Source organism: Pelosinus fermentans DSM 17108 (genome assembly GCF_000271485.2).
Taxonomy (GTDB): Bacteria; Bacillota; Negativicutes; order DSM-13327; family DSM-13327; genus Pelosinus; species Pelosinus fermentans.
This window is the reverse complement of record NZ_AKVN02000001.1, coordinates 4,410,214-4,435,697: the sequence shown is the minus strand read 5'-3', so window position 1 is coordinate 4,435,697 and position 25,484 is coordinate 4,410,214. Positions and strand designations below refer to the sequence as shown.

General features: G+C 40.0%; 13 protein-coding genes. 12 read left to right on the top strand and 1 reads right to left on the bottom strand.

All coding sequences use genetic code 11. The features are described from left to right. Positions 1 to 213: 213 nt before the first annotated feature. The 11 genes from FR7_RS20400 (at position 214) to FR7_RS20350 (ending at position 21,920) form a co-directional block, all read left to right on the top strand. Complete coding sequence (locus FR7_RS20400) at positions 214 to 759, top strand: biotin transporter BioY (protein ID WP_007932554.1); 546 nt, start codon at positions 214 to 216, stop codon at positions 757 to 759. A gap of 162 nt (positions 760 to 921) precedes the next feature. Continuing rightward, positions 922 to 1,965, top strand: coding sequence for an NAD(P)/FAD-dependent oxidoreductase (locus tag FR7_RS20395; RefSeq protein WP_007932553.1), 1,044 nt, complete (start codon positions 922 to 924; stop codon positions 1,963 to 1,965). Between the two features lie 256 nt (positions 1,966 to 2,221). Continuing rightward, positions 2,222 to 3,235 (top strand): biotin synthase BioB, encoded by a 1,014-nt coding sequence (bioB, locus tag FR7_RS20390; protein ID WP_007932552.1) that lies wholly within the window; start codon positions 2,222 to 2,224, stop codon positions 3,233 to 3,235. 49 nt (positions 3,236 to 3,284) lie between these two features. After that, positions 3,285 to 4,055: a 6-carboxyhexanoate--CoA ligase gene (locus FR7_RS20385; protein ID WP_026084509.1), complete on the top strand. Its 771-nt coding sequence runs from the start codon at positions 3,285 to 3,287 to the stop codon at positions 4,053 to 4,055. Next, positions 4,055 to 5,224, top strand: a complete 1,170-nt coding sequence (bioF, locus tag FR7_RS20380; RefSeq protein WP_007932550.1) for an 8-amino-7-oxononanoate synthase — start codon at positions 4,055 to 4,057, stop codon at positions 5,222 to 5,224. The genes FR7_RS20385 and bioF overlap by 1 nt, the downstream gene beginning before the upstream one ends. Positions 5,225 to 5,267: 43 nt before the next feature. Beyond that, positions 5,268 to 6,011, top strand: coding sequence for a dethiobiotin synthase (gene bioD / locus FR7_RS20375; protein ID WP_007932549.1), 744 nt, complete (start codon positions 5,268 to 5,270; stop codon positions 6,009 to 6,011). After that, positions 5,998 to 7,386, top strand: a complete 1,389-nt coding sequence (gene bioA / locus FR7_RS20370) for an adenosylmethionine--8-amino-7-oxononanoate transaminase (protein WP_007932548.1) — start codon at positions 5,998 to 6,000, stop codon at positions 7,384 to 7,386. The genes bioD and bioA overlap by 14 nt, the downstream gene beginning before the upstream one ends. Before the next feature lie 184 nt (positions 7,387 to 7,570). After that, entirely contained in the window at positions 7,571 to 9,082 is a 1,512-nt protein-coding gene (locus FR7_RS20365) for an AMP-binding protein (RefSeq protein WP_007943052.1), read from the top strand. A gap of 48 nt (positions 9,083 to 9,130) precedes the next feature. Beyond that, complete coding sequence (locus FR7_RS20360) at positions 9,131 to 9,961, top strand: alpha/beta hydrolase (RefSeq protein WP_007932546.1); 831 nt, start codon at positions 9,131 to 9,133, stop codon at positions 9,959 to 9,961. Then, positions 9,913 to 10,734 carry a class I SAM-dependent methyltransferase gene (locus FR7_RS20355; RefSeq protein WP_007932545.1) on the top strand — a complete coding sequence of 274 codons (822 nt, stop codon included), beginning with the start codon at positions 9,913 to 9,915 and terminating at the stop codon, positions 10,732 to 10,734. Before FR7_RS20360 ends, FR7_RS20355 begins: the two co-directional genes overlap by 49 nt. An 11-nt stretch (positions 10,735 to 10,745) precedes the next feature. Further along, positions 10,746 to 21,920 carry an SDR family NAD(P)-dependent oxidoreductase gene (locus FR7_RS20350; protein WP_064448916.1) on the top strand — a complete coding sequence of 3,725 codons (11,175 nt, stop codon included), beginning with the start codon at positions 10,746 to 10,748 and terminating at the stop codon, positions 21,918 to 21,920. A 164-nt stretch (positions 21,921 to 22,084) separates the two neighbouring features. Here FR7_RS20350 and recQ read toward each other — a convergent pair whose 3' ends face one another. Then, a complete protein-coding gene (gene recQ, locus FR7_RS20345) occupies positions 22,085 to 24,208 on the bottom strand; it encodes a DNA helicase RecQ (protein ID WP_007932527.1) in 2,124 nt (707 codons plus the stop codon). Positions 24,209 to 24,418: 210 nt separating this feature from the next. Between recQ and FR7_RS20340 the strand changes: the two genes are divergently transcribed. After that, on the top strand, positions 24,419 to 25,312 hold the full coding sequence (locus FR7_RS20340; protein WP_071524646.1) for a DUF2156 domain-containing protein: 894 nt from the start codon (positions 24,419 to 24,421) through the stop codon (positions 25,310 to 25,312). The last annotated feature ends 172 nt before the right edge of the window (positions 25,313 to 25,484 follow it).

Genomic DNA, 25,484 nt, shown 5'->3' with positions numbered 1-25,484 from the left:
ATTTTTTCACTAATTCAATAGGAATACATAGTTTGTCTAGCTGTTTCTTCAACAGATAATCCCTGTTTCAACTATTTCCTGCTGTGGTCGCCTTGTGTTTTATAAAGGGGTTGTGGAAATTATAGTTGACCATTTGTATATTTTCTTTTATACTATTTAAAGTGCTGATTTATGAAAAAATTACCATTTAAAACAAAAAGTAGGAGGGGGAAAATGGACACGAAAAACCGACCAACAGACTTGGTTCATTCGGCATTTTTTGCCGCCCTGACCGCTGTGCTGGGCTTAATTTCGATTCCGATTCCCATGAGCCCGAGTCCTATTTCTGCAATGAGCTTAGGCATCATGTTAACAGGCAGTATTTTAACTGTCAGACAAGCAGCTTTTAGCGTGATTACACTCATTCTGATGGGAGCGGCAGGATTGCCAGTTTTCGCAGGTATGAGTGGTGGCATTGGCATTCTATTGGGACCGCGCGGCGGCTATTATTTTGGTTTTCTCATCGGAGTGATGCTGATTGCCTGGCTGAGAGGGAGGCAGAACCGGATTTGGCGACTGGCGCTAGCTAATGTGACTGGTGGGGTTATGGTAGTTGACTTGTTTGGAGTCGTATGGCTAAGTTTTATTACCGATATAAGCTTGGGAAATGCTTTGATAGCTGGAGTGTTGCCTTTTTTACTAGGGGATTTGGTTAAGGCTTTTATTGCAACATGGATAGGGGCACTTGTAAATCGTTCTCTGTTACGGTTCAAAGGCTAGGTGGGAGCAAGCCCATCATACTTCTTGGTAGGGTTATGTTCCAGCATATATAGTACAATGAAACATTAAGTAAGATTGGATAAAAATGCTTTGGTTTTAAAAGTTTTAATGCAGCATTTATGATAGCTTGATTTTATTACTTGCAGAAGAGGAGCGTTTAATATGTATGATGTTATAGTAATAGGAGCTGGACCTGCGGGGTGTATGGCTGCTAAACGGACAGCGGCTGCTGGATATAAAGTGTTATTGATTGAAAAGCTGGAAATGCCGCGCGAAAAGTCATGTTCGGGTATTTTGATACCAAAATCTGTGGAAATAGTGGAAAATGAATTTGGTAAAATACCGGATTCGGTTCTATGCAGACCGAATGTAAGCCGGGGTATTATTATTACCAATGAAGAAAATCAAGCGTTTACATTTGAAAGTAGTGGGTTAAATATATGGCGAAGTTTATTTGACCATTGGCTAGCTCTAGCGGCAAAAGATAGTGGTGCTGAGATTAGAACGTCAACAGTCGCTATTTCTTGTGAAGAAGGATCCGATCATGTATCGGTTGAACTACAAGGGCGCAAAACATATTATGAACAGGCGGCTGTTGTTATCGTATGTGACGGTGCTGGCAGTCTTATTAAAAAGAATTTATTACAGGAACGAAACAGTTATATTGCTACTTACCAGACGTTTTCCAAGGGAAGTATTGATTTGGATAGTCAGTTTTTTCATGCATATTTGAGCCCTGAATTATCCGAATATGATGCATGGTTTAATGTCAAAGATGATTTTCTTATTATTGGAGTAGGAGTGAAAGATCCCAATAAAATAAAGCACTATCATTCTCGATTTCTTTCTTTCCTTCAGTCTTATTATAATGCAAGAATACAACCACAGGTTAAAGAAGAACGCTGGATTATACCATATATCACCCCTGGACATTCGGTTACATTAGGAAAAGGCAGAGTATTGTTTGCAGGTGAAGCCGCTAATTTTCTTAATCCTATGGGGGAAGGAATATCTAGTGCTTTAGTAAGCGGATGTAAGGTTGCAGAAGCAATTCAATCTGTCTATACAAAAGGACATATTGTCAACGCACAACAACTAATAAAGACGTATGAAAAATATGTTTTGCAGGAAAGACAGTATATGATAAGGCAGTGGGAACTTCTTGCCAGGGTTTCTCCAAAATTTTCAGATTTTTTATCATCTTAATATAGGAATGATAGATTTATTATTTTGCTTTCTCGATCTTTAGGATTGTCTCAATTTTTGAGACAATCCTTTTTATATTATGTTTATTTACTCATTATTAAGACAAGAAAACATTTTACCAAAGGATGTCATTGGGGTTATTTGGAAATTTAACTGGAAATTAACTGGAAATTATGTTAATATAAAGTAAATGAATTAAATTTATTCTATTGACAAAGTTGAATTTTTTGTTAAATAAATGAGGAGGAAATATTAAATGAGAAATGTGCAATTGATAATGGAATTGGGAAATCGGATAGTAGCCGGCGGGCAAATAACAATGGAGGATGCACAATCATTAGCGGATATAAATGAAGAAGATTTGCCATTTTTACTTGCGATGGCTGATGCTATACGGCAAAAGTACGTTGGCAAAGATGTAGATTTATGCTCTATCGTTAATGGGCGTTCAGGGATGTGTTCTGAGGACTGTGCTTTTTGTGCTCAATCGGCTCATCATCATACCCAGGTAAACGTGTATCCGCTTATGACTGAAGAAGAATTGCTGTCTGCTGCAAAGCAGGCTGAAGATGGAGGGGCATTACGTTTTGCAATAGTGACTAGCGGGCGAGGCATGGGGGATGAGGGAGAGTTTACTAAAATTCTAAGAGCATTAAAACGCATCAAACAGGAAACAAAGCTGCATGTATGCTGTTCTCTGGGGTTATTATCCTTTGAAAATGCCAAGGCGTTAAAAGCGGCAGGTGTTTCACGCTATCATCATAATATTGAAACGAGCGAGAGTCATTATTCTTCTATTTGCAATACACATACATACAAGGATCGTGTGCAAACGATCAAGGTTGTTAAAGAAGCAGGACTTGAAGTTTGTTCGGGGGGCATTCTTGGCATGGGGGAAAGTATGTCACAGCGTCTAGAGATGGCGTTTGCTTTGAAAGCAATGAACGTGGATTCCGTGCCGCTTAATATACTGCATAGAATGAAAGGGACACCACTGGAGAATCTGCAACCGATAACACCTTTGGAAGTCTTAAAAAGCTTTGCTTTATTCCGATTTATTCTGCCGGACCGCGGCTTGCGTACCGCGGGAGGGCGGGAAGAGAATCTACGTGATTTGCAGGCATTGAGCCTAAGAAGCGGTATCAATGGTATGATGATTGGCGGATATTTAACAACCCATGGACGGGATTATTCTACCGATTTAAGGATGATTTATGATTTAGAACTGAGTCCGCTTTCTGCTAAACAAGCTGTTCATGCTGTATTGTAATGATACTACTATTATTCATCAACGAAACCAAAAGAAAAGGGGTCATTAAGTGCTTTATAGCGTTAGAATGAGATCGGCGCAAGGGGGCGCTCATGAAATGGGTGGGCGGCATATATCGGGTGCGGAACGATTGGTGGTTTTGCAGCGGCTCGGAAAAATTACGCAGGATATGTTGGAAAGAGCTTTTTCGCATACGCGGGGGAGTGCAGATTTCGTGAATATTACAATAGAAGCTGTCCCCAGGGAAATCGTTAAACCAGTACGCTTGTTACCTGCGCGGACTGTTGATGTTTTGGATTTTACGGCCGGTCGTGCTGCAGCAAAATCCGAGTTACTATCTATTGGAGTGAGCAATCAAGCGGTGGAACGCGGTATGGAGCAATTGGTGAAATTAACGGATAGTATGCGTGGAGCTATGTTAGTATGTGCCAAGACTGGAGAGCGGTTAGATAATACCGGCATGCGTGGTATCAGGGTATCACGTATGGATAGCAATGATGAAGATGTTCTCAATCAATGGATGGAGTGCCAGGGATTGCAAGGGATTCATGCGCGGGAAGGTATGATTCTTGCCACTAAGGTTGTTTCCGCTCCAGGTGTGATTGCAGAACTCTGTTGGTCTGATGATCCAGAATATGTTACAGGGTATGTAGCCTCAGCAAAGGGGTATATCCGGTTTACAAAACTAAAACCGTACGGCAGTTCACTGGGAGGACGGGTGTTTTTTATACGCGAAAATAGCAATGTTGCAGAGCTCTGCAAGTATCTTGAGAAACAACCAGTGCTGGTTACGGTTCCAACTGAAGGAGAAGATTTATAATGGATTTTTTGTCAAAATATTTGACTGAGATCAAACAATTAGAATTGCACCGGGAACTTTATACATACAGTTTTCGGGATGCGGTGCACGCGCAAATGGATGGAAAAGAGTATCTAATACTTGCATCAAATAATTATTTGGGGTTAACTCATGATCCGGCTATAAAACAGGCTGCGATGGCAGCAATAAATGAGTACGGTACGGGATCCGGAGGTGCACGGCTAACAATAGGAAGTCATCCTCACTATGCGTTATTGGAACAAGAATTAGCGGAATTTAAAGGTGCTGAAGCGGCAGTAGCATTTAATACTGGTTATATGGCTAATGTGGGAGTTATTAGTTCACTTGTGGGTACTGGTGATACTATCTACAGCGATGAGTTAAATCACGCCAGCATTGTTGACGGATGCCGGCTATCACGGGCACGGGTTACCATATTCCAGCATTCGGATGTGAATCATTTATCTTCGCTATTAGCGCAAAGTTCATCTAATGGACAAAAGCTGATTGTCGTAGATGGGGTTTTTAGTATGGATGGTGATATTGCCCCAGTAGACGATATAGTGGATATAGCGGAAAAGTATAATGCGCTTGTCATGGTTGACGATGCGCATGCAACCGGGGTCATTGGTCCTGGCGGGCACGGCACAGCAGCCCATTTTGGATTAAAGGAACGTATCCATATTCAGATGGGTACTTTTAGTAAGGCATTAGGATCCGAAGGCGGATTTGTAGCTGGTCGTAAAACAATAATAGAATTTTTAATAAATAAAGCACGAAGTTTTATTTATTCGACAGCCTTGTCTCCAGCAACAATTGCTGCCGCACGTGCTGCGATTCAGCAACTTACATCTAGACCGGAGCTCGTTCAAAAGTTATCAAGGAATGCCTGTTTTATGCGCCGCTCGCTTCGTGATGCTGGTCTGCCAGTGGGCGAGGGATTAACTCCCATTATTCCGGTTATCGTGGGTTCGGCGGGAGCGACGATCGCTTTAGTGCAAGAATTAAGGCGTGAAGGGGTAATTGTCAGTGCAATTCGTCCTCCAACCGTACCAGCAGGAACGAGTCGGTTACGAATTACGGTATCGGCTGCCCATGAAGAAGCAGAATTAGCTGTAGCTGCAGAAAAGATTGCTGCAGCTGCTAAACGATTGCGAATAGTAGTTTAGTTAAAAGCTGAAATGAATTTTAAGATAACGGGGTGGATAATAAATGAAAGGTTTATTTATTACGGCAACGGATACTGATATAGGAAAAACAGTAATCACCGGGGCAATTGCAGCCGCTCTTAGGGACTGTGGAATTCACGTCGGTGTTATTAAACCCCTGGCATCTGGCGGGGTAGTAAATGCTGATGGTCACATACAATCAGAAGATGCTGTTTTTTTGGCGAAAGCAGCGGGCATTCCAGTTGAGAAGTGGGCGCAGGTAAATTCATTCTGTTTAACACCTGCGCTAACACCGGCAGCGGCAGCAGATCAAATGGGTATTGATATTGATATTCCCAACCTGATTGCTGCCTGCCGTAATACAAGCCAGTTTTATGAGTCCGTACTAATTGAAGGGGTCGGTGGCATTGCGGCTCCTTTGTGGAAAGAGTATCTTGTTGCTGATATGGTGTCCGAATTGAATTTGCCGGTAGTTGTTGTAACCGGACCACAATTAGGTACTATTAATCATACTGTGCTGACTGTAGCTTATGCCAAGGCGCGTAACATTAATGTGGCCGGAATCATTATGAACAAATGGAATGAGAATGCAAAGGGTGTTTTAGAAGAGAGCAATATGGAGTATATTGAGCGTCTGACGGGAGTTCCAATCTTAGGCAAGTTTCCTGTTGCAGATTCCGTGAGTGTCTCCATGGGACAAACGGAAAGCCTGGCTGAGTTGGCAAAGTTAAATTTGAATATAGAACGTATCATTCATATTATAGAAGGGAGCAATGGGAATGAGTGAAATTGAACTGCAAAATAAAAAATATGTTTGGCATCCTTTTACTCAAATGAAGAGCTGGGTAAGTAATGAGCAAACGGTGATAGCGGAAGCTAAGGGTAACAAAATTATTGATACGGAAGGCAAGGAGTATTTTGATGGTGTATCTTCTTTGTGGGTGAATATCCATGGTCATCGTAAGGCCGAAATTGACCAAGCAATTATTGAGCAGCTTGGCAAAGTTGCCCATAGCACAATGATCGGTTTGGCTAATATTCCCGCAACGCAGTTGGCAGAAAAATTAGTGGAAATTACCCCTTCTGGTTTAAATAAGGTGTTTTATTCCGATGATGGTTCGACTGCTGTAGAGGTAGCCATTAAAATTGCATTTCAGTACTGGCAGCATTGCGGTTTAGCGAAAAAAAGCCGATTTGTTTCACTTAACCAGGCTTATCATGGTGATACAATTGGTACAGTGAGTGTTGGTGGAATTGATTTATTTCATCGTGTTTTTAAGCCTTTACTTTTTGAACCAATCCAAATACCTTCTCCCTCATGTTATCATTGTACGCTGTCTGTCGGGTCGGATACGTGCAGTATGGCTTGTGTAGAAGCTCTAGAAAAAGTCTTGCAGGAAAACAATGAAGAAATTGCTGCTGTTATTTTAGAACCAATGGTTCAGGCTACGGCGGGTATACTCGTATCACCGCCAGGTTATCTGTCTAAAGTGCGTGAACTGACGAAAAAATATAATGTACTTCTCATTGTTGATGAAGTTGCGACAGGCTGGGGGCGCACCGGAAAGATGTTTGCATGCGAACATGAGAATGTTAATCCAGATATTATGATATTGTCTAAAGGCATTACTGGCGGATATTTAGCGTTAGCAGTAACACTTACTACCGATGAAATTTATAATCAATTTTTAGGCGATCTTCATGAAAAAAAGACTTTTTATCATGGGCATTCCTATACAGGAAATCAGTTAGCTTGTGCGGCGGCCTTGGCTAATTTAAAAATATTCCGTGATGAAAATGTAATCGATGGACTTGCTACTAAAGTAAAGGCGATTGAAGATAAATTGCTGGATATACGGCAACTGAGGCATGTTGGCGATGCAAGGCAGTGCGGTATGATCGCCGGGATCGAACTTGTAAAAGATAAGGAAAATAAAATACCGTATCCTTGGGAGCAGACTATGGGCGGGGCGGTTTGTATAAAAGCGCGGCAGCATGGTCTTTTTATCCGGCCGGTAGGTGATGTGGTAGTATTTATGCCGCCTTTATCCAGTAGTATAGAAGATATAGTTTGCATGCTGGAAATTCTTAAAAAGTCAGTAGAAGAAGCTACCAGTGATGATAATGTTATGAGTAGCATAAGCGGTGCTGCATATTTTTAGTGAAGAAGCAAATTTAATAATATAACACGCATCATGTTAAAGTGCATGTTGCGTTTGTTTTTTATGAGTTCATATTGTAGCGGATGGGTAATGATAAAAATATCTGTGTCATTTGCGAAACATATGTGCAGATATGTAGTGAAAGCAAGCTGTTATAACAAAATATAAGCGAGGAGATTTCGGTATGCGAATTACAGATGACATTATCATGTATGCTGACTGTCATCCCGATAAGATCGCGCTAACTAGTAAGGCGAATAAAAGAACGTTTGGTCAATTAGTAAAAAACGCCTTACTGATTGCAACAAAGCTGGCCAACCTATCAAAAAAAAGAAGAAGAAGCGATAATAGGCCTTTATTACTAGGGTTGTTATTAAATAATAGGTGTGAGTTTGTAGAACTTTTTCTTGCTGCTTCTATTGCCGGCTGTACAGCAGTAATTTTGGATAAAAAGTGGCCTCGTAAACAAATAGAAGATATTGTTGAGTGGTATCAAATAGATGTCTTAGTTGTGGATGATCCAAAAGACTTAGAAGATATTATTTTGAAAAATAGCATCAAAATTGATCTAACCAATAATTGCAAGCAATTATATTGTGAGGAAGTAGACTTAGATTTAATACACTCTGTAATTGATAATCCAGATTTATTTATTGGCTTTACTTCAGGTACTACTTCTTTTCCAAAGGCATTTATGAGGACGCATCAAACTTGGTTGGAAAGTTTTATTGCCAGCAGTCAAGAGTTTAAGATCAGTGCTGCAGAACATATTTTGGCACCGGGGGCTTTATGTCATGGTTTAACATTATATAGCGTATTGGAAGGCCTAAAACTGGGAGCTAGTATTTTTTTATTGGATAATTTTGAAATGCCGGCTATGGTTTATTTTTTGAGAAACGAGAATATTTCAACCCTTATTCTTGTACCGACGATGTTAAAAAAAATAACAAAAACTCTTCTGAATAAAGAGAGTTTTTCAGCGGTAAAAAAAATTATTACATCGGGATCAAAACTGGAATCATCCATGTTACATGAGATTCGTGTTATATTTCCTAATGCAAAATTATATGAGTATTATGGTGCCTCAGAATTAGGCTTTGTGACTGTGCACGATGTTTTTTCCCCACAGCCTGCTGATTCGGTTGGAAGACCTTTTTATGGTGTTGAAGTGGAATTTAGAGATGATAATGACCGTCCTGTTGGTGTTGGAGAAATAGGGACTTTATGGGTTAGAAGTAAGTTTGTTATTCATTGTTATTATTCGGGGGGAGATGGTGTTGGTTTTCATTTGAAAAATGGATGGGCAACAGTAGAAGATCAAGGTTACAGGGACAGCCAAGGTTATATTTATATTATTTCCCGCCGCAATCAAGTTATTATTTCAGGGGGGTTAAATATTTATCCTGTCGAAGTTGAATCCGCTTTATACAGTTTGTCGGAAATCAGTGAATGTTGTGTTTTTGGATTGCCTGATTCATATTGGGGGCATATAGTTTGTGTGGCTGTTAGCTGGAATGAGGGGAAAAATCTTTCCCGCAAAGAATTGCTGACAAGGTTATCTAAGAAAATTTCAAAATTTAAGCTTCCTAAAAAAATATTTATTGTACATTCGTTTTTGAAAACTAGCAGCGGCAAAATTGCTGTTAATGAAATGCGAAATTGGTTAGTTGAAGGAAATTGCTTAGAATTAGAATGAAATTTGAGAAGAATTTTTTATTTCATATTCGAAGGATGTGAGTATGGCATGAAATTAGAAGTTTTAGAATGCTTAGCGAAAGAGATAAACGATAAAATACCACCACTGCTGTTCATACATGGAGCCTATCATGGGGCTTGGTGCTGGGAGAAATATTTCCTTCCTTATTTTTCTTCAAGAGGATTTTCTTCTTATGCTCTTAGTCTCCGGGGACATGGTAAAAGCCAAGGCTCTGAACAGCTTCATACCAGTTCATTAACCGATTATGTTGAGGATATACTGGAAACCATGTTGCTTTTTAAAAGAAAGCCAGTTTTGATAGGGCATTCGATGGGAGGGGCGTTAGTTCAGAAAATCTTGTATTTGCATCCAGAAAAAATAAGAGCAGCGGTTTTAATGGCATCTGTTCCGCCTAAGGGGATGCTAAAAGAGTCATTGCAGATGACACTAAAGAGGATGTTTGATCGCAACAGCAATACAAACTTTTTGGCAAAATTGTTTTTTTCTAATCAATTACCAGATGAAGAAAAAGAGGAGTTTATGAAATGTTTGCAAGAAGAATCAACTAAAGCCCGTAAGGAGTTACGCGGCAGAATTGTTCCTAAGTCAATAACTGCTTCGATTCCTACTTTAGTGATTGGTTCAAAAACAGATGGTGTTTTTTCGGAAAAAAGAGCTATTTCTATTGGCTGTGCATATAGCACAACGCCTGTTGTTTTTTCCAATATGAGCCATGACATGATGTTAGATCCTAATTGGAAGATAGTCGCGGATCAGATAGTCAGTTTTTTGGGTAAAGAAATACCCGAATGTAGAGAGAGGGAAAAAGAATGGATCAACAGGGATCTTATCAAATCAAGACCATTACAAGTCATGTAGAAACAGAAATAAAGCGTTTGAAAGCGCAGGTGGACTTATTCTGGGACAAAGAATTGAAGCATTATATTGAATACGGCCTAAGGGATGGAATACGCATTGTAGAGCTTGGTTCAGGTCCCGGATTTATTACTGAAAAGGTTTTGGATAAATTGCCTGAAGCATATATTACCGCTGTAGAAATTGACCCATTTTTGGTTGAATATGCCCAAAAATATTTATCCAAAAAGAACAAGAATCGGTATGAAGTACTAGAAAAATCCATTATGGATACGGGTTTAGCTGAAAATATGTTTGATTTTGCAATTATCCGTTTGGTTTTGGAACATTTACCTGATCCAGTTAATGCTGTTCGTGAAGTATACAGAATATTGAAACCTGGAGGCAGAGCTGTATTTGTTGACAATGATTTTAATATGCATATCATGACGCATCCGCATGTGCCAGAGTTAAGCGAACTTTATGATGCTTATTGCCAATCCCGTTTTGCTGAGGGGGGCAATCCCCGCATAGGCAGGGAACTGCCTGGCATATTAAAGGAAGGCGGATTTTCAAAAGTGGATTTTGAAGTCATCAGCGCCCATAGCGAAATAGTGGGGGAGGAAATATTTTTAAAATCGGAAGGAATGAGCATTCCGGCAAAACTGGTATGTGATGGCTTTTTGTCTAGTAAGGTTTTAGCTAATATTTCTGTTGGTTGGAGAAACATGTTTAAGAGTAAAAAACACGCTATTCTGCGGCAGCTATATATGGCTGTTGGTGAGAAATTATCATAGGAGGCGGAGGAATGGATATTAATGTTGATAATATAAAAATGGGGATAAAAGAGATCCTTATGGATTTACTGAAATGTTCAAATGATTTTCTTGATGCAGAGAAAAGCTTTTTGGAAATAGGCATTAATTCAATTCAGTCTGTAGAGTTAGTAGAGTCAATTAATCAAAAATTAGGTCAAAAATTAGGGATTGACGCAGTGTTTGATTATACGAATATAAACGAGTTAGCAGGATACATTTTTGACCAATTTCGGATAGGTCACTGCGACAAGCGAATCAGCATGGTTGGAGATACGGAAGAAGGCTTTAGGGAAAATAACTTAAACTGTATGGAGAATGCTGAATGCCTGCTGGAAGACTTTCCGACGGTGGACAAGTTGAGGGTTATTGAACCGGAACAATATCAAGTTTCTCATGACCCAAAAGCGGTTCCTGAAAAAAAAGAAAGTAGTATTTCTGTAGGTGAGCGTGGTTCTGATATAGCGATAATTGGAATTTCCGGCAGGTTTGCTGGAGCGGAAAATGTTGAAGAATTTTGGAATCATTTGCAAGCTGGAGATAATTGCATAGAGGAGATTAATCGCAAAGGCTGGGATGAAAGCAAATATTATAGCCCTGACCCCGGACAAGTGGATCGAGCCGTTAGTAAATGGGGGGGATTACTAAACAATATAGAAGAATTTGATGCTTTATTTTTTAATATTTCACCGCTTGAAGCAGAACGGATGGATCCCCAGCAACGGTTGTTGTTACAAGAAGCATATAGGGTGTTTGAAGATGCAGGATATTCTGCTGAAGAATTGTCGGGGAGAAAAGTGGGGGTCTTTGTTGGAGGGCGAACCTCGGATTACAAAGAAAAAACATTATTAACACAGGAGCGTAATTCGCAAACTTTTTTAGGAAATGATATGTCAATTTTAGCTGCGCGGATTTCCTATTTCTTAAATTTAAAAGGACCTAATATAGCAATAGATACTGCATGTTCTTCTTCGTTGGTGGCCATCCATCTAGCTTGTGAAAGTATTCATAGCGGGCGGTCGGAAATGGCTTTAGCGGGTGGAGTGTTTGTTTTAAGTTCTCCGGAATTTTATGTAATGGCATCAAAAACAGAAATGTTGTCACCTGATGGACAATGTAAAACCTTTGACAATCGTGCAAACGGCATTGCATTAGGCGAAGGTGTTGGGGTTTTGCTAATGAAAAAACTAGAACAAGCTGTTGCGGATGGAGATTACATTTACGGAGTGATAAAAGGTTCCTCAATCAACCAGGATGGAAAGACAAAGGGGATTACTGCGCCAAGTATGCTTTCCCAAAAAGCTTTACTATATGATGCATATAAAAATGCAGCAATACATCCTGAAACAGTAAGTTTTATAGAAACACATGGAACAGGCACTAAATTGGGCGATCCAATTGAAGTGAAAGCATTGACGGAAGCCTTTCAAATGTTTACAAATAAAAGTCAATTTTGTGCCATTGGGTCTCATAAGCCAAATTTCGGACATGCAATCATGTCAGCTGGAATCGCTGGTGTCCTCAAAGTTCTGATGGCAATGAAATATAGGAAACTTCCTCCACAAATTAATATAACAGAAGTAAACGAGCATATCGATCTAAATAAAAGTCCGTTTTTTATAAACCGGGAGCTTAGGGAATGGAAAAGCAGGGATGGAGGTCCTTTGCGGGCGGGAGTTAGTGCATTTGGTTTTAGTGGAACGAATTGTCACGCGATTATTGAGGAAGCGCCAATAAGAAAACGTACATCCGGTAATGCGAAGCCTTGTTATTTATTTCCATTCTCAGCAAAAACAAAAGATGCGTTAGAACGTAAAATTGCAGATATGATTCACTGGTTTGAAGAAAAAGTACAAAATGAGCGGGCTGACGAAATTTCTTATACGCTATTGGCTGGGCGCAGTCATTTCTCAGCTAGGTGTATATTTATTGCGGAAGATCTCTATGAATTGCAACAACAACTCATAGCAGTTGCTAAAAGCGGCTTAGCAGAATTTAGTTTTCGAGAGGAAGTAAAAGGGCTAAAAGATTATGGAGAGCAGCTGTTGGCAGAACTGCGGGAAGATAGGAGCATAAATGCAGAGACATATAAAGAAAAATTATCGGTTCTGTCAGAATTGTACATTAGCGGATATACTCTAAATTGGGCTAACTTGTTTGATAGGAGTCGACGTGTTCCATTGCCGACATATCCCTTTGCCCGGGAACATTATTGGATACCTGACGTTACCTCTACCGATCATAGTAGGGTAGAAGGTGCAGGAGCCTTTATACCCATTCATCCGCTGGTGCAGAGAAATACTTCCGATTTATCCGAACAACGGTTTAGTTCAACCTTTACAGGACAAGAATTTTTTTTGAAGGACCATGTAGTGAAAGGAAAAAAAGTTTTACCTGGAGCCGCCTATATTGAAATGGCCCGGGCAGCAGTGGAACAGGCTGCCGGAGGAGGAAACGAAGAAAAGACAAGGGTACGGCTTACCAATATGGTGTGGATGCGCCCTATCCTCGTAGATACACAAGCAGCCAAGATACATATTGGACTTTATCCCGAACCCACTGGGGAAATTACCTATGAAATTTATGACGAAGCTGAAGTGTATAGTAAAGGGAATGCTGTACTGATTTCTGGTACGGAAGCTCCAGACTTAGATATTGAAGCATGGAAAACCCGATGCAACCGGAGCCTATTTTCATCCGGCCAATGTTATGAGACCTTTAAGGAAATGGGAATGGAATACGGTCCGGGCCATAGGGGAATTGATACCGTCTATCTTGGAGAAAACCAAGTATTAGCGAAGTTATCTTTGCCTTCCACTGTTTCTCATACAAGAGATCAATATATCGTACACCCTAGTTTGTTGGATTCCGCCCTGCAGGCGTCAAGTTATCTATTGATGGAACAGGGAGAAGGCACTAAAACAATGCTGCCGTTTGCATTGCAAGAGGTGGAAGTCATAGACCACTGCACTCCTGCTATGTGGGCGCTGATTCGATACCATACTGGCAGTGCGAACAAAGATAAAATAAAAAAAATAGATATAGACTTATGCAATGAAACAGGGAAAATATGTATAAAAATAAAGGGGTTTTCGACAAGGGTATTAGAAGAAAAGGCAGGCGCATTTGAAACTGCGGCAAAGAAAAGTGTTCTGCTATTTCATCCATGTTGGAAGGAGAAAGCTTCTACACCATCAATCCCCCCTCTATATGAACAACGTTTGGTAATATTGTGTGAGCCGGATCAAAAGATTCAGGAAAGCATTGAAGGAAGCCAGCCTGAAATTCAGCATCTTGTTTTGCAATGCCAAGAGAAGGGGATAGAAGAACGTTTCCAGGCATATGCGATTCAAATTTTTGAGCAGATTCAAATTATGATGAAAAATAAACGGAAAGAGAATATTCTAATTCAGATTGTAGTTGTTAAGAAAAATGAAGGACAGCTTTTCTTTGGTCTTTCCGGACTTCTAAAAACGGCGCAGCTTGAGAATCCAAAACTGAGGGGACAAATTATCGAAGTAGACCGGGAAGAAGAGACTGGCGAAGTCGTGAAAAAAGTAGAGAAAAATAGCTATTCTCTGGATTTTCAGATTCGGTATCAAAATGGGAAACGGTATGTTATGGAGTGGAAGGAAATAGAAGATTCGCAAGAAAAGTCGTCAATTCCCTGGAAGGATCAAGGAGTGTATTTAATTACTGGGGGTATTGGAGGACTTGGACGTATTTTTACGCGGGAAATTATAAGTAAAGCAAAAGATACGACCATAATTTTGACAGGACGGTCACCACTCAATGAAGAAAAACGAGGAACACTAAAAGAGTTGGAAGCAAAGGGAGGCAAAATTGAATATAAGCAGGTCGATGTTACGGATAAGAAAGGGATAATCCATCTAGTTCAAAGCATTTCAAAAGAGTATGGAAATCTTGACGGTATTATTCATGGGGCTGGAATCATTCAAGATAATTTTATCTTCAAAAAAAGCAAGGAAGAAATGCAAAAAGTTATTTCGCCAAAAGTTTCCGGACTTGTAAATCTGGATGAAGCGAGCAAGGGGTTACCTCTTGACTTCTTTATTTTCTTTTCTTCGATCGCAGGAAGCTTAGGTAATGCAGGGCAGAGTGATTATTCGGTGGCGAATGCCTTCATGGACAGCTATGCGAACTATCGTAATGAGTTAGTTGGGCTAAAAGAGCGATATGGCAGAACACTGTCGGTTAATTGGCCGCTGTGGAAGGAAGGGGGAATGCATGTTGATGAAGAGGTCGCGAAAAGAATGTTGCAAAAAATGGGGATACTTCCTCTTGAGACGGCTGCTGGTATTCAGGCTTTGTATCGCGGCTTAGCTTCTGGTGCAGAACAAGTGATGGTGCTGGAAGGCGAGTGTCAGCACCTGCATTTTGAAAACATAGGGCAGCCAGTAAAAGTTTCTATAGAGGGTTTAAATTTTCTTGAAAAAAGTGAAGAAATCGCGGGAATAAGCTCTAATGTGTTAAGGGAAAAAACAATAAGATATATTAAAATGATACTTTCCTCTGTCCTTAAGCTGTCAATGTATCAAATGGAAGAGAATGTACCGTTTGAAAAATATGGGATTCATTCAATCTTAGTATTACAATTAACGGATCGTTTAGAAAAAGATTTTGGTTTATTGCCAAAGACTTTGTTTTTTGAATATCAAACAATCCGGGAATTGAGTGAATATTTTTTGGAAACATACTACAAGCAACTAGTCAAAATAATAGGCTACGGAGAAAATACGGCAACTTCTAAGGATTTGGAAGAAGTGGAACCGATATTTGAATCAAAACCAGGAGAAATTCGGCAAAGACATTCACGCTTTATATCTGTTCATAGTAACTCACAGAAAGAAAAATCGATAGGAACATTAGATATAGCTGTTATCGGGGTAGCGGGCCGTTATCCCGGAGCAAAAAACCTTCATGATTTCTGGGAGATTTTACGTAATGGTAAGGATTGTATTACTGAAATTCCTGGAGATAGATGGGATCATAGCTTGTATTATACTAACGACAAAACTAAGTCTGGAAAAACATACAGTAAATGGGGTGGATTTTTAGAAGGAGTAGATCAATTTGATCCTTTATTTTTCAATATTTCTCCGCGTGAAGCAGAATTTATAGATCCTCAAGAACGTTTGTTTTTAGAATGTGTTTTCGAAACGTTAGAGGATGCCGGTTATACACGAAATACTCTTACTACAGACTTTGGCGGTAATGTGGGCGTTTATGCAGGGGTGATGTATGAGGAGTATCCGCTTTACGGAGCGCAAGAAACTATCCAGGGAAGACCAGTTGCTTTATGGGGAAGTCCGTCATCCATAGCGAATCGGGTGTCTTATTTTTGCAATTTTAATGGACCCAGTATGGCTGTTGATACTATGTGTTCTTCTTCGTTGACTGCGATTCATTTGGCTTGCCAAAGTCTGCAGCGGGGCGAGTGCAAACTTGCAATTGCAGGCGGGGTTAATGTATCCATACATCCGAATAAATATTTGTTTCTGGCGCAAGGCAACTTTATATCAAGCAAAGGCCGGTGTGAAAGTTTTGGAGAAGGAGGCGACGGCTATGTTCCTGGGGAAGGAGTAGGCACCGTATTGCTTAAACCTTTAGCAAAGGCGATTGCAGATGGAGATCAAATTTATGGAGTAATTAAGGCAACAGCAATTAATCATGGAGGAAAAACTAACGGATATACAGTTCCTAATCCTCATGCGCAAGCGGGTGTAATTGGAAAAGCGATTGAGGATGCGGGAATCAGCCCAAGGGCAATTAGCTATCTAGAAGCACATGGTACGGGAACTTTCTTGGGAGATCCAATTGAAATTGCGGGGCTGACTACAGTTTTCCGGAAAAATACTAAAGATAAACAATTTTGTGCTATTGGCTCAGTAAAATCCAACATCGGTCATTGTGAGAGTGCTGCGGGTATTTCAGGGATAACGAAGGTTTTACTGCAACTAAAATATCACCAACTGGTGCCTTCCCTACACTCTAAGCGACTAAATTCCAACATTGATTTCAAAAATACACCCTTTGTTGTGCAGCAAACACTTGAGGATTGGAAGCGTCCGATAGTTGAAATCAATGGAGAAAAAATTGAATATCCAAGAATTGCGGGTGTTTCGTCTTTTGGCGCGGGTGGATCAAACGCCCATGTTGTAATAGAAGAATATGCTGCTAAAGAATTGGTGCCGCGACATACAACTTCCTATTCGTTTCCTATGATTATTGTATTGTCGGCAAAAAATGAAGAGAGACTGAAAGAACAAGTGCAGCAATTATTGAATGCCATTGAGAAAGAGCCATTTTCTGACGGTAATTTAGCCGATATAGCTTATACACTCCAAGTCGGGCGGGAAGCGATGGAAGAACGCTTGGCTGTGATTGCCGGATCAATTCATGAATTGGAAAGAAAACTAAAAGATTTTTTAAAAGGGCGAGCTGATATTGCAGAGCTATATCGAGGTCAGGGAAAACGTAATAAAGAAGTGGTATCTATTTTTGCGACTGATGAAGATACGGCAGTAATGCTTGATACGTGGATTAAAAAGGAGAAATACGATAAGGTTCTTGAACTTTGGGTTAAAGGCGTGTCTTTAGATTGGAATCGTTTCTATAGGGATTTCAAGCCGCACCGGATCAGTTTACCGACATATCCCTTTGCCAGGAGTCGTTATTGGATACCTGACGTTACCTCTACCGATCATAGTAGGGTAGAAGGTGCAGGAGCCTTTATGCCCATTCATCCGCTGGTGCAGAGAAATACTTCCGATTTATCCGAACAACGGTTTAGTTCAACCTTTACAGGACAAGAATTTTTTTTGAAGGACCATGTAGTGAAAGGAAAAAAAGTTTTACCTGGAGCCGCCTATATTGAAATGGCCCGGGCAGCAGTGGAACAGGCTGCCGGAGGAGGAAACGAAGAAAAGACAAGGGTACGGCTTACCAATATGGTGTGGATGCGCCCTATCCTCGTAGATACACAAGCAGCCAAGATACATATTGGACTTTATCCCGAACCCACTGGGGAAATTACCTATGAAATTTATGACGAAGCTGAAGTGTATAGTAAAGGGAATGCTGTACTGATTTCTGGTACGGAAGCTCCAGACTTAGATATTGAAGCATGGAAAACCCGATGCAACCGGAGCCTATTTTCATCCGGCCAATGTTATGAGACCTTTAAGGAAATGGGAATGGAATACGGTCCGGGCCATAGGGGAATTGATACCGTCTATCTTGGAGAAAACCAAGTATTAGCGAAGTTATCTTTGCCTTCCACTGTTTCTCATACAAGAGATCAATATATCGTACACCCTAGTTTGTTGGATTCCGCCCTGCAGGCGTCAAGTTATCTATTGATGGAACAGGGAGAAGGCACTAAAACAATGCTGCCGTTTGCATTGCAAGAGGTGGAAGTCATAGACCACTGCACTCCTGCTATGTGGGCGCTGATTCGATACCATACTGGCAGTGCGAACAAAGATAAAATAAAAAAAATAGATATAGACTTATGCAATGAAACAGGGAAAATATGTATAAAAATAAAGGGGTTTTCGACAAGGGTATTAGAAGAAAAGGCAGGCGCATTTGAAACTGCGGCAAAGAAAAGTGTTCTGCTATTTCATCCATGCTGGAAGGAGAAAGCTTCTACACCATCAATCCCTCCTCTATATGAACAACGTTTGGTAATATTGTGTGAGCCGGATCAAAAGATTCAGGAAAGCATTGAAGGAAGCCAGCCTGAAATTCAGCATCTTGTTTTGCAATGCCAAGAGAAGGGGATAGAAGAACGTTTCCAGGCATATGCGATTCAAATTTTTGAGCAGATTCAAATTATGATGAAAAATAAACGGAAAGAGAATATTCTAATTCAGATTGTAGTTGTTAAGAAAAATGAAGGACAGCTTTTCTCTGGTCTTTCCGGACTTCTAAAAACGGCGCAGCTTGAGAATCCAAAACTGAGGGGACAAATTATCGAAGTAGACCGGGAAGAAGAGACTGGCGAAGTCGTGAAAAAAGTAGAGAAAAATAGCTATTCTCTGGATTTTCAGATTCGGTATCAAAATGGGAAACGGTATGTTATGGAGTGGAAGGAAATAGAAGATTCGCAAGAAAAGTCGTCAATTCCCTGGAAGGATCAAGGAGTGTATTTAATTACTGGGGGTATTGGAGGACTTGGACGTATTTTTACGCGGGAAATTATAAGTAAAGCAAAAGATACGACCATAATTTTGACAGGACGGTCACCACTCAATGAAGAAAAACGAGGAACACTAAAAGAGTTGGAAGCAAAGGGAGGCAAAATTGAATATAAGCAGGTCGATGTTACGGATAAGAAAGGGATAATCCATCTAGTTCAAAGCATTTCAAAAGAGTATGGAAATCTTGACGGTATTATTCATGGGGCTGGAATCATTCAAGATAATTTTATCTTCAAAAAAAGCAAGGAAGAAATGCAAAAAGTTATTTCGCCAAAAGTTTCCGGACTTGTAAATCTGGATGAAGCGAGCAAGGGGTTACCTCTTGACTTCTTTATTTTCTTTTCTTCGATCGCAGGAAGCTTAGGTAATGCAGGGCAGAGTGATTATTCGGTGGCGAATGCCTTCATGGACAGCTATGCGAACTATCGTAATGAGTTAGTTGGGCTAAAAGAGCGATATGGCAGAACACTGTCGGTTAATTGGCCGCTGTGGAAGGAAGGGGGAATGCATGTTGATGAAGAGGTCGCGAAAAGAATGTTGCAAAAAATGGGGATACTTCCTCTTGAGACGGCTGCTGGTATTCAGGCTTTGTATCGCGGCTTAGCTTCTGGTGCAGAACAAGTGATGGTGCTGGAAGGAGAATGTCAGCACCTTAGAGAATTTTTCACCGGATTTTCTCCTACAAAGGAAGCAACGCCTTCTGTAACACAAGAATATAAAATAGGTTTCACTATCGAAGAAGATTTATTTCAAGAAAAGATTAGCGATTATTTTAGAAAAATAATTGCTTCTACAATCAAAGTACCAATGAAAGAAATTGACGCAGAGGATCCAATGGATGAATATGGGATAGATTCAATTATAGCCATGCAAATAACCAGTAACTTAGAAGAAATATTTGGTTCGCTGCCGAAAACCTTGTTTTTTGAGTATCAGAACATCAAAGAATTAACAGCTTATTTTTTTGAATTCCATAGCAAGCAATTGTTGGATTTGCTGGGCATTAGAGAAGAAGAGACAACTGTACTGAGAGAGTTTGAACCTATAATAGAGTCTGTAAAATCCCATGAGGGCAGTAATTGCAGTCGCCCACGTTTTATAGCCAGCAGAGAAGAATCCAGGGGAAAAGAAGAGAAGAACAACGGAGATATTGCCATCATTGGTGTTTCAGGACGTTATCCGGGAGCAAAGAATATCGGAGAACTTTGGACAAATTTACAAGCTGGGAGAGATTGTATCACTGAGGTTCCTAAAGAAAGGTGGGATTATCATACCTATTATGATGAGGATAAGAATAAGTCAGGGAAAACGTACTGTAAATGGGGAGGTTTTTTAGAAAATTCCGACCGATTTGATTCGCTGTTTTTTGCCATTTCACCGGAAGAAGCAAAATTTATGAATCCTCAAGATCGTCTTTTTATGGAAACCGTTTGGAACTTATTTGAGAGTGCAGGATATACACGGGAGTCTTTAAAACATCAGTACCAGACCCGGGTTGGAGTTTATGTCGGCTCGATGTATCAGGATTATGATAGCAAATCAAGTAGCATAAACGAGTTGTCAACCTTTATGTGTTCTTCTATTGCAAATCGAATTTCTCAGTATTTTAATCTCCAGGGACCTAGTGTGGTTATTGATTCTATGAGTTCTTCTTCTGCTATTGCGATTCATATGGCTTGTGAAAGTCTAATCAGGGGAGAATGCCGGCTTGCAATAGCTGGGGGTGTGAATCTTTTGTACCTCCAAAAATATTTGAGGTTAAGTAAAATCAAAATGATTGGTAGTCATATTCATAGCAGAAGTTTTGGGGATGGAGACGGATATCTGCCGGCGGAAGGGGTTGGTGCTGTACTATTAAAATCGCTTACTCAGGCAATAAAAGATGGGGATCGTATTCTAGCTGTTATTAAATCGTCAGTAACTAATCATGGAGGACATACTAATGGAGCGGCTACTCCTAATATTAATGCTCAAATACAGTTGATTGAGGATAATTTTAAAAAAACTGGTATGGATCCCCGGACAATTAGTTATGTTGAAGCGGCTGCAAATGGATTTCCCGTTGGAGATCTTATCGAGATTTCGGCATTGGATAAAGCATTTCATAAATTTACAAATGATCAACAATTTTGTGCAATTGGGTCTATAAAAGCTAATATTGGTCATGCAGAAGCTGCTTCAGGAGTGTCTCAATTGACTAAAGTAATTTTGCAATTACAACATCAGCAATTGGTTCCTGCAATTGGAACAGAAACTTTAAATCCTAATATACATTTTGAAAAAACGCCATTTTATATACAACGAAAGCTTACAGAGTGGAAGCGGCCTATGGTATGGATTGATGGAGAAGAACGGGAAGTTCCAAGGAGAGCCACAGTGAGTTCATTTGGAGCTGGAGGTTCGAATGTACACTTGATTGTGGAAGAATATATTCCTTCTCAAAACGAAACAATACATGTCCGCTCTCAAATTTCACCGCAGGTCGTAGTTCTTTCAGCTAAAAACCAAGAAAGATTACTAGTGGCTTGCCAACAAATGCTTGCGTTTATAGAATGTAGGGAAGAGCTTTTCTTACAGGACATTGCATATACTCTTCAAGTGGGACGGGAAGCAATGGAGTCTAGAGTAGCTATGGTCGTAAATAATCGAGAAGAGCTGATTCAAGGTTTAAAAGAATACTTAAAACATCCTAAAGAAAGAGCCTGTGTACCAATTTTCGCAGGAAATCTAGAAGAAGAACACGAAATGAAAAATCTCTTTTCAGGGAATACCGGAGAAAAATTTTCTCAAGTGCTTTTAGCTGAAAAAAATCTTAAAAAAATTGCCATGTATTGGAGCCAAGGAGGCAAGATTCCATGGGATTCATTTCATGAACAAAATGAAGTTCGTAAAATCTTTTTGCCATCCTATCCTTTTGAAGAATGCCACGTTGTGTCAATCTAAAAATGCGGATAGACTTTTGCTAACGTTGCATCCATTTTTTCACAATATCATTCGATGCTAAATGCAACATTTTGCGTAGGGAATCTACAAAAAGATTGAGTCCTACTTTCATTGAAAGTAGGACTCAATCTTTTTATAGAAAGGGATAGGTTATGGACCATGTTTTACCTATTATGTTTGCACAGTACAGCTTTAATGGCAGCATAGTCAATTTCTTCTGGCAAGGCGTCTTTTAGGATTTTTAATCTTTCTGCGCCCAATTGTGCTATTTTACTAAGAATTAACTTTTCATATTGAGGCGGGATAAGAGCATCCCAGTTTACAGGATGTCCCTCTTGGTAGCAGCGTACCAAGTGATCTTGTATCGTAAGGGATTTTAGTTTGCGCATTTGGCTGATTTCTTCTAGAGAATGTCCTTTTTGGTATAGCTCAAGACTGATAACATGGCTGGGACTTTCCTGGACTTTTACAGCCGCTTCTTTACTTTCTATAGAAAGGTTAGAGGATTGAATATTATTTGCCAATGCATATTGCTGTAAGACTTCGAGGAACTCGTCACCATAACGTTTTCGTTTGCTTTCTCCCACCCCTTTTATGGTTAATAAAGCATCATAGCTGGTTGGGCAATATTCGCTCATTTCCTTTAAGGTGCTGTCGGCAAATACAAGATAGGGTGGTATTTGTTCTCTGTCGGCAATGGTTTTACGTAAGCTTCTCAGCAAACTAAAGAGGGAATTGTCTGCTGTTATTTTCTGGGTACGTTTTGGTACTTTCTGCCATACTTTTGTTTGATTTTTTAATACGGCGACTCCTTTAGGTGCCAGTTTCACTACCGGATATTCACTGTCCGTCAACATTAGATAATCCGTAGCAATTAACCGATTAATGGCATCCCGTATTTCTGGTAAGGTATAGTTTTTTAACAAGCCGTAGGTAGATAGGCTGTCAAAACCCAGCTGCAGGACCTTTTTATCCTTAGATCCTTTTAAAACGCTGGCAATTAAAGTTGTGCCATAACGTTCTTTGACGCGCATAACGCAGGAAAAAATCTTTTGAGCGTCTAATGTAATATCTGTAAGTTCATTGTCATCCTTACAATTGCTGCAATTGGCGCATTCTGTTGTATCACTTGTCTCACCAAAATAACTTAAGATAAATTTTCGCAGACATTCTGGGGTATGACAATAATCTACCATCGTTTGGAGTTTGCTAAGTTCATTGGTTTTCCGGTCGGTATCAAATGTTGTTTGCTCAATCAGATAGCGTTGCAACAAAGGATCTTGGGCACCAAACAACAGCATGCATTCGCTTGGTTCTCCGTCTCGTCCTGCACGACCTGCTTCTTGGTAATAGGCTTCCATATTTTTGGGCATATTGTAATGAATCACATAGCGCACATTGGATTTATCAATCCCCATTCCAAAGGCATTGGTAGCGACCATGATACTGATATTGTCATAGATGAATTGTTCTTGGTAGTGCTGGCGTTCCTTATCAGGCAATCCAGCATGATATTTGCCTACAGAGTAACCTTTTTTGTATAATAGGCTATAAAGATTATCTACTTCTTTACGGGTAGCCGCATAAATAATTCCGGATTGTTCTTTGTTGGCGGTAATATATTTAAGGGTAAAGTCTTGCTTGTTTTCACCGCGAATAACGGTAAAGGATAGGTTCTCACGATCAAAGCCAGTCATATAAACATCTGGATTTCTTAAGGCTAATAAGGTAATAATGTCTTGTGTTACATCTGTAGTAGCGGTTGCAGTAAAGGCACCAATAATGGGACGGTTGGGCAGTGAGGCAATAAAAGTTCCCACGGCTCGATAGCTTGGACGAAAATCATGTCCCCATTGTGAGACACAGTGGGCCTCATCAATGGCTAATAAAGAGATGGTAAGGACCTTGATGGCAGCTTGAAAACTTTCCGATTCTAAGCGCTCGGGAGCGATATAGATGATTTTGTAGCGACCGCATTTTGCATTGTAAATACGTTCGTTGACCTGGGAGAGGGTGAGGGAGCTATTAATAAAGGTAGCCGGAATTCCCACCCCGTTTAATGCGTCAACCTGGTCCTTCATTAAAGAAATCAAGGGTGAGACAACGAGGGTAACACCTGGCAGTAAGAGGGCGGGGATTTGAAAACACAGGGACTTACCAGCACCTGTTGGCATGATGGCTAAGGTATCTTTTTTGCCTAATAGGCTGGTAATGATTTTCTCCTGACCAGGGCGAAAGGTGGTATAACCATAGTGTTGCTTTAATATGTTTAGGGCGGCATTTAACATGTAATTATCTCCTGAAAATTATTTTTGTTATAGTTCCTGCTTCTTTATGATAGGAAGAGGAGCCGATACTTTTATCCTTTTATGCTTAGTTCGTCCTTGAGTAGGAGGATTCCTGTCGATATAACAGATGCTTTTTATGCCAATACCATTATATTTTTTCGGCTAATCATGTATAATGGAGAATAAAGTTGTGTTTGAGGAGGGTTTACTATTAAGTTTCAACAGCTTACTCTAGAAGATAAGCCGCTATTTGATCGATTCTTTAGTGAGCGGCGCTATGAAAATGCCCATTATAATTTTACGAATCTATTTATGTGGCGTAAAGCCTATAAAATACAGTGGACGGTTGAAGGTAATTATCTATGTGTGAAAGCTTGCTGGGAAGGGGTAAAATTCTTTTTACCACCCTTTGGTCCAAAGGAAGGTTTATCAGAGATATTGGATCGTATGATACAGCATGCAAAAGAGAATGATTTTGCGTTTTCCCTGCAAGGCGTAGAAGCTTTTATGATCGAGTGGCTGGAAGAAGCAAAGCCAGGTTACTTTACATCCAAAGCTGTGCGGGATAATTTCGATTATGTGTATTTAGCGAAAGATTTAATTGAGCTAAAGGGGCGTAAATTTCATACTAAGAAAAATCATGTAAATAGTTTTAGAAAAAAGTACAGCAATTACGAATATGTACCGATGACGGAAGAAATGGCGAAGGACTGTATTGAGTTTATGCAGGAGTGGTGTGATGATCGAGGCTGTGTAAAAGGTGATGATCTGGACTGTGAAAGAAATGCAATTGTGGAAGCGATGAATAATTTTACGGTTCTTGGTTTTCAAGGAGGAGCTATTTTTGTTGATGGTAAAATGCTAGCCTTTAGTTATGGCGAAATGGGCAATGACGATACCGCGGTGATTCATGTGGAAAAAGGTCGTATGGGAATCAATGGTGTATACAGCATTATTAATCAGGAGTTCTGTGCTCGTACTTTTTCACAGGCGATGTATATTAACCGAGAGGAAGATATGGGGATTGAAGGCCTACGAAAAGCAAAAGAATCCTATCATCCTATTAAAATGATAGAAAAATATAACGTAAGATTAAAATTATAGTAAGTACGCCTACGATTTAGATCGAGGACGAGTTCCAGCTGAATCGTAGCCGTACTTACTATATAAATAGTATAAGATCCCTGGTGCTTACGATCTCTTTTGATCGTAAGCACCAGGGATCTTTTGCATAATTAGTAGTCCACCAAGCCTAAATCTATGGTGTTCTTGTCGC